Source organism: Myxococcales bacterium (assembly GCA_016703425.1).
Taxonomy (GTDB): domain Bacteria; phylum Myxococcota_A; class Polyangia; order Polyangiales; family Polyangiaceae; genus JADJCA01.
The window spans coordinates 58,513-72,127 of record JADJCA010000007.1; the positions used below are offsets into that span (position 1 = coordinate 58,513).

Annotated in this window: 12 protein-coding genes; 4 read left to right on the forward strand and 8 right to left on the reverse strand. The window is 68.9% G+C overall.

What is annotated here, in order from left to right:
• Positions 1-31: 31 nt before the first annotated feature.
• From IPG50_12210 to IPG50_12225, 4 genes are all read right to left on the reverse strand, one after another.
• Positions 32-1,924, reverse strand: a complete 1,893-nt coding sequence (locus tag IPG50_12210) for a PD40 domain-containing protein (protein MBK6692945.1) — start codon at positions 1,922-1,924, stop codon at positions 32-34.
• A gap of 75 nt (positions 1,925-1,999) precedes the next feature.
• Positions 2,000-2,668 (reverse strand): pseudouridylate synthase, encoded by a 669-nt coding sequence (locus tag IPG50_12215; protein MBK6692946.1) that lies wholly within the window; start codon positions 2,666-2,668, stop codon positions 2,000-2,002.
• A 27-nt stretch (positions 2,669-2,695) separates the two neighbouring features.
• Positions 2,696-3,442 (reverse strand): hypothetical protein, encoded by a 747-nt coding sequence (locus tag IPG50_12220; protein MBK6692947.1) that lies wholly within the window; start codon positions 3,440-3,442, stop codon positions 2,696-2,698.
• A 56-nt stretch (positions 3,443-3,498) separates the two neighbouring features.
• Positions 3,499-5,748: a hypothetical protein gene (locus IPG50_12225; GenBank protein MBK6692948.1), complete on the reverse strand. Its 2,250-nt coding sequence runs from the start codon at positions 5,746-5,748 to the stop codon at positions 3,499-3,501.
• 387 nt (positions 5,749-6,135) lie between these two features.
• Here IPG50_12225 and IPG50_12230 point away from each other — a divergent pair, with 387 nt between their 5' ends.
• The 3 genes from IPG50_12230 to IPG50_12240 are packed head-to-tail and all read left to right on the forward strand — an operon-like array spanning position 6,136 to position 8,296.
• Positions 6,136-6,771, forward strand: coding sequence for a hypothetical protein (locus IPG50_12230; protein MBK6692949.1), 636 nt, complete (start codon positions 6,136-6,138; stop codon positions 6,769-6,771).
• Complete coding sequence (locus IPG50_12235; protein ID MBK6692950.1) at positions 6,768-7,604, forward strand: ATP-binding cassette domain-containing protein; 837 nt, start codon at positions 6,768-6,770, stop codon at positions 7,602-7,604. The genes IPG50_12230 and IPG50_12235 overlap by 4 nt, the downstream gene beginning before the upstream one ends.
• Positions 7,601-8,296 (forward strand): hypothetical protein, encoded by a 696-nt coding sequence (locus IPG50_12240; protein MBK6692951.1) that lies wholly within the window; start codon positions 7,601-7,603, stop codon positions 8,294-8,296. The genes IPG50_12235 and IPG50_12240 overlap by 4 nt, the downstream gene beginning before the upstream one ends.
• 14 nt (positions 8,297-8,310) lie before the next feature.
• Here IPG50_12240 and IPG50_12245 read toward each other — a convergent pair whose 3' ends face one another.
• From IPG50_12245 to IPG50_12260, 4 genes are all read right to left on the reverse strand, one after another.
• Entirely contained in the window at positions 8,311-8,595 is a 285-nt protein-coding gene (locus IPG50_12245) for a hypothetical protein (GenBank protein ID MBK6692952.1), read from the reverse strand.
• The gene (smpB, locus tag IPG50_12250; GenBank protein MBK6692953.1) at positions 8,592-9,068 is read right to left on the reverse strand and encodes an SsrA-binding protein SmpB; all 477 of its coding nucleotides are present in this window, start codon (positions 9,066-9,068) and stop codon (positions 8,592-8,594) included. Before smpB ends, IPG50_12245 begins: the two co-directional genes overlap by 4 nt.
• Before the next feature lie 121 nt (positions 9,069-9,189).
• Positions 9,190-10,932, reverse strand: coding sequence for a hypothetical protein (locus tag IPG50_12255; protein MBK6692954.1), 1,743 nt, complete (start codon positions 10,930-10,932; stop codon positions 9,190-9,192).
• Positions 10,933-11,129: 197 nt separating this feature from the next.
• Positions 11,130-12,206 (reverse strand): protein kinase, encoded by a 1,077-nt coding sequence (locus tag IPG50_12260; protein ID MBK6692955.1) that lies wholly within the window; start codon positions 12,204-12,206, stop codon positions 11,130-11,132.
• 592 nt (positions 12,207-12,798) lie between these two features.
• Here IPG50_12260 and IPG50_12265 point away from each other — a divergent pair.
• A complete protein-coding gene (locus tag IPG50_12265) occupies positions 12,799-13,515 on the forward strand; it encodes a Smr/MutS family protein (protein ID MBK6692956.1) in 717 nt (238 codons plus the stop codon).
• Positions 13,516-13,615: the final 100 nt, after the last annotated feature.

Below are 13,615 nucleotides of genomic sequence, written 5' to 3' on the forward strand. Positions count from 1 at the left end.
TCCCGTGCCTCGCTGCGCGGTCAAAGACGAGCTACTTGATGGCCGGAACGCAGCGGCCTTCGATGCACTGCTCACCGGAGGCGCATGCGCCCGGCCCGCCGCACGGCTGGCGCTCGACGCGTGTCACCCACTGGGCGATGTGGTTGCCGCTCGAGAGCTCCTGAAAGGGAACCCAGAACGCCGGGAGGCTCGGATCCGCCGCGCCCTTCTCTGGGTCGAAGGCCGCCATCCAGAGCTGCGTGTTGTCCCCGTCGTTCGTTCGAAGGCCGTAGGCGCGACGGCTCGAGAACGTGAACCACATGAGGCGCTTGCCCCGGTAGGTCTGCACCACGGGCGCCCACTTCGGCCACGAGTCGAAGGTGTCCTTGCCGGGCACGCTCGCCGCGTCGAGCCGCTTCGCCGGGCCGCCGGCAGCGGGAACGATCCACAATTGGCCGTCAGCGACCCCCGAAGGCGTGTTGCCGCCGGAGGAGTCGTCGCCCATGGAGTTCTTGCCCGACGGCGAGCGGTTGAAGAGGACCCACGCCGAGTCCGGCGAGAACGCCGGGTAATAGTTGTTCTCGGAGCCGGTGCGCGGCACGAGCACCGTCGCCGCGCTCCACGCAGAGCCGTTCAGAGAGATGACCTCGAGCGTGCCCTTGGAGATGGCCGGCGCGCCGATGATCATCGGATCCGTCGACTTCGCGTAGACGAGCTGCTTTCCGTCGGCCGACCAGTCGGGCATCGTTCCCTGCGCCACGACGGGCTCCTTGATGGGCGCTGCCGTTTGGGTCGTCCGCCAGACGATGTTCTGACCGTTCGACGTCATGATCTGGCTGCTGTCGGGCGAGAACGCGAATAACGACGCGCCCGGCAGCGCGAAGACCTGCTGACGGGTTCCGACGGTCAGCGTCTTCGACGCGGTGCCGGGGATGTCGAGGCCCACGGCGATGTATCGCCCGTCGCGGGAAATGGAGTGACAGCCCACGCAGAAGAGCGAGCCGGCGTTGGCGGGACTCAAGAAGGTCTCGGCCTTTTGCCCGCTGACGCCGAACTCGTAGCGCTTCGTTTGGCCGGCGCCGGCGTTCCAGTAGTAGACGCCGCCGGTGATGCTCTCGCGGCCAAAGCCGATGTGACGATCGGCGGAGCGGCCCACGGCGCCGCCGCCGGCCGACGTGGCGCGGAGTCGGTACGCCACCGGATCGACGTCGCGGCCGCTCGAGGCGATGAGGTTCCAAACGGTCTTGTCGGGCGAATACGTGCACCCTGCACCGAGCGTCTGACAGCCGACGTAGACCTTGAGGTCGAGGTAGGGCGATTCAAAGCCGAGCTCGAAGAGCGACTGGCCCGCTTTGGGCACGTAGTGAAACTCGATGTCGTTCATGTTCGGCGGCACGATGACGCCATCGGCCGGGTAGACGAGGCTCGGGGATGCCGACGGCGAGTCAGCGCCCGTGAACTTCGACGCCGCCGACGGGTCTGCACCGGCAGCCACGATGACCCGCTTCGCCTTGAGCGAGAGCGACGTCTTGCCTTCGAGGCGCTCGTCGAGGCGGGCGCGAATCATGGTGCGGCCGACGCGATCGCCGGCCGCCGTGAACGTAGCCCCCTTGAAGGTGCCCACCGTGAACCCGACGTCCGCGCCTTCCTCGGAGAAGACCACGCGATCGGTGACGTCGGTCCGTTCGCCGGTCTTCGCCACGAGCGAGACCTTGTAAGGGACGCTCACGGGCTGGGCGCCGCTCACGTCGATCTCTTTGTCGGCGGGGTCGAGCACGAGGGTGCCGTCGAAGGCTGCGTTGGGATCGGCGAAGCCGGCACCGGCACCGGGACCGGGAGCGCCCTTGCCGCTCAGATCGCGCGAGCCGTCGCCGCAGGCCGCGAGCGCGACGCCGAGCGTGACCGTTAAAAGTCCCAACGGGCCCCGTAAAAATCCCTTCAGCATGGCGTGCGCACCTTCTGCCAGGCGAAACAGACCCGTCAACGCTCCCCGACGTCTCATAGGAGCGAAATTTTTCACTCAGACGCGGCTTTTATCGATGTCCATCCCGAAGAGGCGCGCGATCGCGCCCTCGAGATCAGCGGGCACCGGCGCCGACACGAGGACCTCGCCGCTCCTCGCCGGAAGTCGAAGCGACGCGGCGTGCAGCGCGAGCCTCGGAAGGCCAACCTCGTCTCGCATGAAGCGGTTGAACCAGCCGGTCCCGTAGTTGGAGTCGCCACCGATGGGATGGCGCAGGTGCGCGAGGTGACGGCGCACTTGATGAAACCGCCCCGAACGGGGGAACGCTTCGACGAGCGACGCCCGTGACAGCGCGTCGACAGCGACGCGTCGAAAGTCGGTCACGGCGGGGGCGCGCGGCTTGCCTTCGCCCCGCGGAATGGGGTGATCGACGTGCACCTCGCCCGGGACGACGCCCCGCGCGATGGCGAGGTAGCGCTTCTCCACGAGGCCGACTTCGCAGGCCTCTTGCATGCGCGCCGCCACCTCAGCCGAGAGCGCAAACAGCAGCGCCCCGCTCGTCTGCCGGTCGAGTCGATGAACGGGCCATACGTGAACGCCGAGCGCGTCGCGCGCCTGCTGCACCGCCGCGTCGTCGGCAGGGCCAGACCACGTGCTCTTGTGCGTCAGGAGCCCCGAGGGCTTGTTCACGACGGCGAGCTCGTCGTCACGATAGAGGATGTCCACGACCGGGCCGCGCTCGAGGCGCGCGAGCTACTTCTTTTGGGCGACGACCTTGCCGCCCTTGCCCGGAGCGACGCCGCCGCCAGCTTCTTTGCTAAAGGCCGGGGGCTGGGGAGCCGGCTCCAAGACCTCGATCTTGCCGTAGGTCATGATGCCGTTGAGCGGGTCGGCCACGATGCCGTTTGAAGACTTGGAGAAGTTCACGCCGTACTTGCCGGTGACCTTCACCTTCGCCCCGACGGCCGGGAGCGGGTACGGGACGTCAACGGCCCAGAGCTCGTCTTTGTAGAGCTCCTTGGGCGCTTCCTTGAGGTTCTTGTACTTCTCCATCGCCTCAAAGACGTTGGCGAAGTTCGCGGCCCAACCCATGACGCGAATCCGCGGGGTCTTCGCGTCGGTCGGCTTCGCGTCTTTTGTGTCGGCGATGGTGAACGAAGGGATCGGGATGTTGAGGCAGTCTTCCGGATCCTTCTTGCCGGTCTTGTGGACCGCGCAGGGCGGGGCCGTCGAGATGTTCGACTCGATGATGTACCCCACGATGGCGATCTCTTTGCCGGTCACTTCGGCGCCGTGAATGCGGCTCCGCATGTGATGGACCGTGCCGTAAACCGTGTAGGCGTCGCCGGCCTTGATGGGCTGGCTCGGCAAGGGCGGCGGCGCAGGCACGTTGGCCTTGCGACCCGACCACGCCGGCGTTGCCTTGTAGGGTTCTTCGCTGCTGCCGCAGCCAAAGAGAACGGACACGGCGCCAAGGACGAAGAGCGAGCGCGGATTCATCGAGGAGCGTGTGTATCACGGTCCCCGGGCGGAATCTACGAGGGGATTTTTGCGGCTCAGACGAGGCGGAGGCGCCGCTCGGCCGCGTCGATGGGCGCGGGCAAACCGCAGGCTTCGATGTCTTCCGCCGAAACGATGGGCCCGCGGGCGACGGCGACGAGGCGGAGCACAATGGCCTGTAGCTCGGCCTCGTCGCCGACGATGCCATCGCCCACCCGCTCGACGATTCGGTGAAGGGCCCCATCGCTCAGGGCCAACGGCTCGCCGCGGGCGCGAAGCCCTTCCCTCGCCAACCGATCGGCCAGCAGCGCACGGAGATCCTCTGCCCGCTCCGCGAGCGTCGGCAGGTGGATCGGGTGCAGAAGCGCGTCGGCGAGGCGAGCCATGAGCCCCCCCTCCAGACGCTCCTTCAGCGCGTCCATCGGCAAGACGCTCGTCACCGCGAGCACCGTGTCGAGGGGCTCGCCGCTCTCCCAAGGGCCACGTTTCTCGGCCACAGCCTGCGCGACGACGCGTTGGACGTCGGCCGGGAGGAGCGCGCCGTCGACAAGGAGCAGGAGTCCCTTGTCGGCGAGCGCCAGCGGCGACGCCAGCGGGTCGACCCAGCGCGCGAGGTCGTGCTCACGCGCCGAGGTGCCGTCGACGACCACGAGCGCGCCCCGACGCCGCGCACCCGCCAGGTGAGCCCGCGCCACGAAGGGAACCGGATCGACTCCGCTTGCGTGAAAGACGACCGTCGGGGCGCCGAGCCGCGCGCGCGCCTCGAGCGCTTCGTAGGCGAGACGCGACGACGGAGCGTAGAGGCCGCTCTGCGCAGGACGCGCCAGACGGGCCGCGGCGCGTTCGTGGCGCGCTCGGTCTCGGGAGCGTTCGGCGTCCAGCGCGAGGACCTCCTCGTCTTTCGCTTCGAGCTTGGCGCGCAGCTCTTGCTCGCGGGAGAGGCCCCGTGCGATCGCCGCGCGCGATGCCAAGACCGACGCGAGGCGATCGGCGAGCCGCTTCTGCGCCGTGATCTCCTCGAGCGTCTCGACGTCGGAGAGGCCATCACGCATGCCGCTGGGCACGACCAAGAGCCCCACCATTTCGCCTGCGTCCATGATGAGCGTCGCGGAGAGCGAGCGCCTTTCAAGGAGCCAGCGCAGCGCGGGCCGCAGATCGGGCCGTCGCACCTCGAGCTGTTCGAGCACTGCCGTTCGTACCGTGGCGCAAGGCTCACTCGCCGCAACGGCCACGACATCGGCCGGATAGACACCAACCAGGTCGTGGGCGTAGCCCGCGGTGTCGATGCCGAGGACGCGCGCCTCGCCGCCGGCGCCCGTGTCGAAGAGCCAAAGCTCCGGCGACGGCGCCCCCTGGCCCAGCGGGCGCCGGAGCGTCGAGAGCGCCTCGCGCAGGCCGAGGTCGGCGCTCGTTTCAAGGAGCGACGCCTCGGCCCGGGCGAAGGCGTCGAGCCAGACGCCTTTGGCCGGGCGGAGGCCGTCGGCGACGCGCGGGGCGAGCGCCCCGAGCGCGAGGCACAGCGTGGAGCCGATGGCCGCCACGACGGCGCCATCGATACGCCCGCGAAGCGAGACGTCGAGCACCACGAGCACGACCACGCCGCCGAAGGCGATGAGCACCGCGAGGACGCGGCTGGCATGCAACACGGCTAGCTCGCGCGCCCGCTCGCTCATGAGGACCGCGACGAGCGCCGTCGGCGCGAGGGCCGCGCGCGTCACCACGTCAGTGAAGCCGCCCGCGGCGACGCGCGACGCGGCGGCGCAGAGGATCAGGCCCGCGAGCATCGTCGTCGCCCCGAGCGCCAGGCGAGCGCGGAGCCCCAGCTCGTAGCGGCGACGAACGCGTTCGAAGAGTGCGAAGAGCAAGGTGACGATGGCTGCCGCCACGAGCCCGGTGGCGGCCGCAGCTCGTGCATCTTGCATGAACCACGGAACGACAAAGGCGGCCGCAGAGAGCGCCGCCGTGACGGGCGTGGGTCTTGAGAGGAGCCCCGCCAGCGACGGTGGTCCACTTAGTCGAGCCAGCGAGAGATGCGCGAGAACGAGGGCGAGGGCAGCGGCGAGGTTGCCTCCGATATGAACGGAGAGAGGAGCCGCGGCGCCGCCGGCGGCGGATGCGGCGGCGATGGCCGCGAACAAGGACGCGCCCCCGGTCATCCGGGTCGGCGCGGTTCCAGCCCAAAATGCCGCCGCGGCGGCGAACGCGAGCAACGCAAAGCCCCAAAGGCCGACGGGCTCCGTCACCGCAGCGGCGGCCACGTAGACGACGACACCGAGCGTGAAGAAGCGACCGCGATGCTTTCGCACGACGCGCAATCGTGGCACAAAAGCCTCGAGGAAGCCCCTCGTGCTGCGTTTCACTTGGGACGACGGGTTGTTCGCCGTCCCAAGGCGGGGCAAGGGCCAGAGAACAACCCTCGATCGCCAGGGATCCAAACGTTCCCATGACAGGTTTGGTTTTCGGCCGCCCCGTCAGTTCGACGGAAACGGTGCACTAGCGCTCGCGATCACCGCTACCTTGCCTCCTTCGCGCGATGTCCCAACCGGCAAAACGGGAGCTCTTCTTGTTTCTCTTCCGGGCAACGGGGGCGCGCTTTGGCGTGCGAGCCGCGCTGCTCTTGGCGCTGCTCTTGTCGGTGACCCTCGCGATCGTTGCGGCGACGGCCGCCGCTCGCCGGGCGCAGCGCGGCGCTCGTGATCGTAGGACTCACCGCCGAGGTGCTCGCGTGGGGGCCCGGCATGCTCCTCGCGTTCACCGTTGGCTTGCGCGCCCTCGCCATCGATTCCGAGACCGGCCTTCTCTCGCTGCCGCTCTCGCGCGGCGTATCGCGAAGGGACTTCGTGCTGGCGCGAATCGCGGCGCTCGCGGCGTGGCTTGTCATCGCGACCGTTTTGGGCGCCTTCATCGTTATGGTGGCCGCCGCGTCCTCGGCGCGGGGCGCTGCGCTATCGCTGGAGCTTCTGCAGACGGGCCTAGCGGCATCTCTCCAGTGCCTCGCCTTTTCGGCGGTCATGGCCGCGCTCGTCTTCGCGACCCTGGCACCGCGGAGCCGCGGCCGTGGCTACCTGACGCTGGTGCTTGCCCTCGCGGGCCCCGAGCTACTCCGCGTGGCCCTGCTCGGTCTCGCCCCCGCCGAACCGCTGGCGCAAGCGATGGCGATCCCGTCGGCCTTTAGCGCGCTCCGCCGCGGCCTGTCGCCGGGCTCGGTGGACGTCGCGCTCGTGCTGACGGCGGCGGCGGCGCTGGGCGTCGTCGTTGTCGTCGCGATCACGGCGGCGCGGCATTCCGCCGGGACGGCGCTGCGCGTCTTTCGGGAGCCTCGACCTTGATTGTCCTCGACAACGCGCAGGTGCTGGGGGCCCGACGCCAGGTCGTCCTGGGCCCCGTGAACGCCAAGTTTGAGGCCGGCGTCCACGCACTCGTGGGCCCGCCACGCGCCGGTGCGCCGGAGCTGCTCGCCGTCCTGGCGGGCGCGGCTCGCGTGCACCGCGGCCTCGTGACCGTGCTCGGTGAAGCGCCCCGATCGCGCGCAGAGGTCACGTGGGTCAGGCTAACGGACGCAAGCGTGCCACCGGCGCTGACGGTCGGTGAGCTCTTCGCCGCCGCCGCCGCACTAAGGCGCGAGGCCCCGTCGCCGGCGGCGGGGCGTTTGGAACGTTTTGGTCTCACCAAGCTCATCGATCGTCAGCTCGCATCGCTCGATGCCATCGAGCGCCATACGGTGCTCTTGGTCGAAGCGCTCACGTCGACGGCGAAGATCCTCCTCTTGGACGAGCCCTTCACGCATCTCGACGCGAGGGCCGCGGGAGCCCTTGCGTCGGCGCTCGTGGAGCGCTCCCGCTCGGCGTGCGTCGTCGTCGCCACCGCTTCGCGACGCGACGCCGCGGTGCTTGGCGCGAGACGTTACGTCATGGGCGGCACCTCGTGGCTCGCATCGGAAGGCGCCACGTCGGTCTCGCCAGCGGGCGGTTATCGGCTCGTCGGACGGGGCCTTCGCGCGCTGGCGACGCGCCTTTCGAGCGACGCGTCGGCGAGCGCCATCTCATGGCACGACGACGCGCTCGTGGTTCGCAGCGAGGACCCTGAGGCGCTCGCTCTCGCCGTGGGAGCGGCCATCGCCGAGCTCGGCATCGACCTCGACCTCTTCGAGCCCGTGCCATGAAGATGCTCTCCATGCTGCTCGCGCGAGGCGCTGTTCGTCGGCGCAGCCATGTTTTGCTCGCCATCTTGTGGCTGACGCTCGCCGTCGCGACGGCCGTTGTCCGGCGCGGCAGCGGCGCCGACGCGGTCGTCATCCACACCTTGGGCGCCTTCGTCGTGCCGCTTACCGCCTTCGCCGTCACGAGCGCCGTCTTGGGTGGAGGCAGCCTCGCCGACGCCGTGGGTTGGCTCGTGCGATTCGGCGCCGAGCGGCGCTCAGCGAGCCTTGCCCCATTCGTCACGTGCGGCGCCGCTGCGACGACGCTGGTGGCGGGCGTCGCGCTCGCGGTGGTCTTCGTCGCACGGCCTCCGGGCGCTCCCCTCGGCGACGGCCCCACGACCGCGTGGATCGCGGCCCTCGGAGCCGCCGCGTACGTGAGCCTGTTTCTCGCCGGCGCGTCGTTCGGAAGGCGCGGCGGGGGCCGGCTCGTCGTCCTCGTCGTCGACGCGATGGTGGGGCAGAGCGCCGGCCTCGCGGGGGCCTTCACGGTTCGCGCAAACCTTAGGAATCTCCTCGGCGGCACGAGCCCACTCTCGTTGAGTCAGCGAACGAGCTCGGTGCTCCTCATCGCACTCGTGCTCGCTGGGGTCGTCATTGCCTCGCTTCGCCTTCGGCCCACGTTGGCGCGGGCCCAGAGCACGCGGTTTCACTAGGGCGCTGGACGGCGCTACTCAGGCTTTGCGGGCAGCGCCGCGCGGACCCGCTCCAAGAGCTCCCGCGTGATGTCGATGGGCCGGCCCTCGAGGCGGAACCTCTCGCCCTCGCGACGGCACGAATGAATCTTGAAGCGTACGGGCGATGACGCGCCTTCGCTGGCGCTGTCCTCGCTCAAGCGGAGCGTTCCGTCGATGCGCGAGCCCGGCGGTGAAGACCGCGTTGACACAAGGACGACACGACTCTCCGTGAGCACCTCGAGGTCGGCCTCACCGCCCTTCTCCCACGCGACTCTCATCGGCCCTTTTGCCTCCGTCCGAGCTCGGCGCGCGCCTCGCGTGCCGCGTCTTTTTTGGCGATGTCGGCGCGCTTGTCGAGCTTCTTTTTCCCCTTCGCGAGCCCGAGCTCGACCTTCGCGCGACCACCCTTCCAATAGAGGCGGAGGGGCACCGCGGTGAGCCCCTCGCGCGAAATCGCCTGAGCGATGCGCTCGATCTCATGGCGATGGAGGAGCACCTTCCGGTTGCGGCGGGGCTCGTGGGGGAACGCCTTCGCTTGCTCGAAGGGCGCGATGTACATCTGCTTGAGCCAGAGCTGGTTGCCCTCAACGGCGGCGTAGGCGTCGACGAGGTCGACCTTGCCGGCACGCATCGACTTGACCTCGCTACCGACGAGCGCGAGGCCTCCTTCGAAGGTCTCGCTGATCTCGTAGTCGAAGGTCGCGCGACGGTTCTTGACGATGAGCGCTTCACCGCTCTTGGGCTTGCTCATGGCGAAAACGGGGCGGCGCCGCTACGACGTCGCCCCTGCGCCAGACCATCCCATGGCTCGGAGCACGACGGAAGGCCCGCGGCGGTCGCCGGTGAAGGTGCCCCGGGCGGGCGGGAAAGGCTCAGAGGCGGCCCGGGGCCGGGGGTTCGACGCGCGGGCCGCTGCCACTTACGCAGAAGGCCGCCGCATCGGTCCCAAACCACGACCCCGCGAGCGCAACGGTGTTGGTGAACCAGTTGCCATCGCAGCTGAACGAGGCCTTCGCGACCGGTTCGGCCTCGGCTTCGTTTTGCGGGAGCAGGTACAAGCCGCCCTTTGAGCCGGGACACGTTGCGCGAGCGACCCATGCGGCTCCACCGGCCGCCGCCGTCGCCGGCGCCAGAAATCGAATCTCCTCGGGCGTCGGCAACCGCGCTCCCTTTGCCTGACACGCCTTCTCGGCCTCCGCGAAGGAGACTCGTTGCGGAAGGTCGGTGAAGCTGAGGCGAGCGATGCGCTGCTTGGAGTACTCAGCGATCTGGGCCACGGCGGCTGTGTAGGCCGGGTGGCTGGTAGGCGCTCCCTTGCAGGCCCCAAAGTCGGCGGCACGCACGCCCGCGAGGCACGTGTTGAGCGCCCCATCGACTGCAGGCGCCACCGAGGCTGGCCCTTCCTCGGCGAACTTCGGCGCCCACCGCTGAGCGAGCGCCCCCACCTTCATCGTGGAGGCGAGAGGGCTGGTGATCGCGTTGTAGCGATGCTGGTCGGTACCGGCGCGCAGGAACGAGCCGAGTTCGTCACGCACGCCGTCAATCTGCGAATCGAGGTCCGTGAACGAGCGCAGGAATTGCTCCGCCTCGAGGAGCGGCTGGCTGAGGCTGTTGAAGGCCGAGTTGGGGATCGAAGTCCCCCCGGCGCTCTCGTAGTCGGTGAGTTCGACGCGGGCGAGGTTGACCAACCGGCCCTGGGCCACGTCGGCATCGTAGCTCTGGAAGTCCTTCTCGCGGGCCGATTCCACCGAGTCGTTCAAGGCGGCGAGCAGCTGATCGACCTTGCTCAGCAGCTCGGGTCCCCCCTGAAAGGTCTCGAGCCCCGCACCGTTGACGGCCACCTTGCCGGCGGCGTTGAACCCGCTCGTGAAGAGCTTGACGGAGACGTTGCTCTCCGCCGCCGCCGTGGCCTGCGCCACCTTGCTCTTCAGATCGGCGCCCACTTGCGCGACGGCCACCTTCGGGATCTTCGCCGAGCCTTGTGCCTTCACCGCCGCTTGAATCTGCTTCGCTTGCTCTTGGGTCTTGGTGTCGAACGTAACGACGGCAACGAACTGGGCTTCGTAGCGAACGCCGGTGATCACCTTGGCGCCGCAGGTTCGGAGGAACTCGAGCGGCTTGTTGACCAAGAGGTCCTTCTGCTTGATGGCGAAGCCTCGCGTCGTGTTCACGCCGTACGACTTCGTCACGCGCACGACCATGCTGCTCGACGTCGACGAGCGCTTGAGGGTGTTCACGGCCTGGGCTGTCGCGTCGCCGCCCACCTTCGGGATGCGGAAGTTGAGCCCGATGTCCATGTTGAACTCTTTGGCGAGATCGCTCTTCGCGTTCGCGTGAGTGAGCTGGAACGTGTTCTCGACGCCGCCAACCTCGATGGCCGAGCGGTCGGCGAGCGACGGCGTGACGCAACTCTCGCGACTCAACTGGTCGATGAGAGGGTTGTAGCCCTGGAGCAGCCGTGCCGCCTTGAGCGACGTGGGGAGAGACTTCGCGTTCACCGTGCTGAGCGCGCTCTCTTCGCCGTCGGACTCTTCTTCTTGAGAGCCGGAGCAGCCCTGACCGAAGGCCAAGACGAGTGCGATCGAGGAACCGAGCAGCCAGGGGCGGAGAGCCATCGTAAATATCCTCCGCCCACCAACTCGCACACGTTATGCCACCTCGGCGACAGGCGATTCGCGCGCGATTCGGGGGCTTCGTGCCCGCTTTCGCCCGCGTTGGCGGATCGGATGGAGCCCGGCGACGGTCGAACCGGCCTCGAAACGAGCCACTTAGCGAGGGCGCCGCATGCGTAGGCGCCCGGCTTCGAGTGCGCTTAGCCCGCCTCGCGGGCGTCCGCGCCGTCCGCTGCCCCGTCCGTCGTCGCGACCTCGCCGCTGTCGGCCTTCGTTCGCCGCGCCGGCTCCGGCTGCGTCGGTTGGGACGGAACCTCGCGAGCCAAGAGGTCGCGCATGGCCGAGCGCAAGAAGACGCGGCCGTCGCCTACGCCGAGCGAGAGGCACGCGCGCCTTAGGTCGAAGGCGATTCGCGACGGCTCAGCGTAGCGATGCGCCGGCTCCACTTCGAGCGCGCGATGGAGAATCTCCGCCATTGGCTCACGCACCGGCGGCTCCATCAAACCGATGGGGATGGCGCCTTCTCGAGCTTGGTCGATCTTTTCGGAGTCCGTCATGTCCTGCGGAAAGCGCGGCCCGACGAGCAGCTGCCTGAGGATGATGCCCAACGAGAAGACGTCCGAGCGCGCGTCGCCGCGCTCTCCCGCGAGCACCTCTGGCGCCATCGTCGCGCAGCGCGCCGCAAGGTGCTGCAGGCTTCTAACACCCGAACCGGCGCGAAGCGCCGCCGTGACGCCGAAGTCGGTGATTCGCACCTCGCCGGCCCACGAGACCCGGACCTCGCGCGGCGAGAGGTCGTGGTGCCGCATGTTAAGCGTCGAGCCATCGGGCGTGCGAGCCTCTCTCGCGGCGACGAGGCCCTCGGCGATCTCGAGCGCGAGGAACAGGGCGAGGTCCGTCGGCACCTTGCGGTCGCGGCGGACGAACGCCTGATGCAGCTGCTCCAACGACGCGCCGTCGACGAGCTCGGAGATGATCACCGGTCGCTGATCCGCCACGGTGAACTCGATGGGCGCGACGACGTTCGGGTGGTGCACGCAACCGGTCTTGCGAACGGTGCGCGAGACCGCCTCGATGTAGTGGGCGGCTTCGTCCGAACCGGCCGGGTCGAAGAGCTTCACGGCCACGGCGCGGCGAATCTTGTACGGAAGCGTGAGCGACCCACGGTAGACGGTCGCGGCCTGGCCGCGCCCAATCAGCTCGCCAAGGCGGATGGTCCGACCATCCCCAAGGGAAATGACCGTGGGTGCTGCAGTTGCCATCGCCGGCAGAGTCATGGGCCGATTCCCTTCCTGCAACTGCCCGGCCACCGGCAAAGGGGTCTTTTCGCACAACTACGAGGAGCCGCGTGTCGCCATGGGTGCGGTTTGATCCATCCCCCGGATCCACGGGAACAACTGACTCGTCGTCCTCTCGAGCCCCGCTGGAACCAAACGGCGAAAGGCCCTATGGCCACAGCACCGTTTCAGCGACGGGAGGAGCCACCACCTGATCCCCTCGAACCTCAAGCCGCGAGTCCATCTCTTCGTTTGCACCAACCGTCGCCCGGACGACAGCCCGCTCGGCGCAGGGTGCGGCGGCGACGAGCTCTACGCCACCCTCAAGAAGGTCGCCCTGGCGCGAGGCCAAGCCGCGTCGGTTTGGGTCACGGCGACGGCTTGCCTGGGGCTCTGCCCGAAGGTCGGCTCCGCGGTAGCGATCTACCCATCGCAACGGCTCGTGACGAGCGTCGGCGTCGAGGACGCGCAGCGGCTCTACGATGAGGCCTTAGTTGGTTCAGGGGCCTAACGAGAACAATCCGACGCGGCGTCGCGTTCGGTGATGAACTGCGCGCACGCACCAGCGCTCGCCACCTCCTTCAAGCCCGCCATGTCGAAGAGCAAGAACAAGTCGAAAGTCCCGCCGGGCCCCTTCGCGTCGCTCCAAGCGCTCAAGGACGAGCTCGAAAAGGCAGAGGCCAGCAAGACCAAGGGCGCTGCGCCAACGAAACCCCGCCAGGACGCCGGCCGCGCGGCGGCGGCACCGAAGGGCGCGCCTCAAGGCGAGGCGGCCGATCTCGATTTCCATCGGCTCATGAGCGGCGTGACACCGCTCGACCAGTCGCGAGCGCGCGTCGCTAAGACCGGGGACCTCACCCCCGTCGCGCGGCCGCCACGGCGCGTCGTGCCGCCCGACGAGACCATGGATCACCTGCGCGCGCTCGTGACGGAAGGCTCGGCCTTCGAGGTCTCCGACGACGGGCGCCGCGTCGAGGGTCGTCGCGACGACGTGCCGCTGGAGTTCGTGCGGAGGCTTCGCCGCGGCGGCTTCCCGGTGGACGCCTCCTTGGACCTGCACGGCCTGTCGGCCGCCGACGCACGCGAACGCCTGCGCGCATTCCTTCACGACAAGCGCGCTCGTGGCGAGCGGTGCGTCCTCGTGATTCACGGCAAGGGCGAGGGCTCCCCGGGTAGCGTGGGCGTGCTCCGAGGCGAAATTTCAGCCTGGCTCTCGCAAGGCGCGGCGAGCGTTGAGGTGGCGGCCTTCGCGACCGCCAACAGCGCCGACGGCGGCGAGGGCGCCGTTTACGTCTTGCTGCGTCGCTGAAGCCGTGTCGACGCCCGGACGACGCCCTGACGATGATGGGGGCCTCGAAGAGCGAGAAACACGGACGGCCCTTTACGCGCCGAAGAAGGTCTGCCAGATA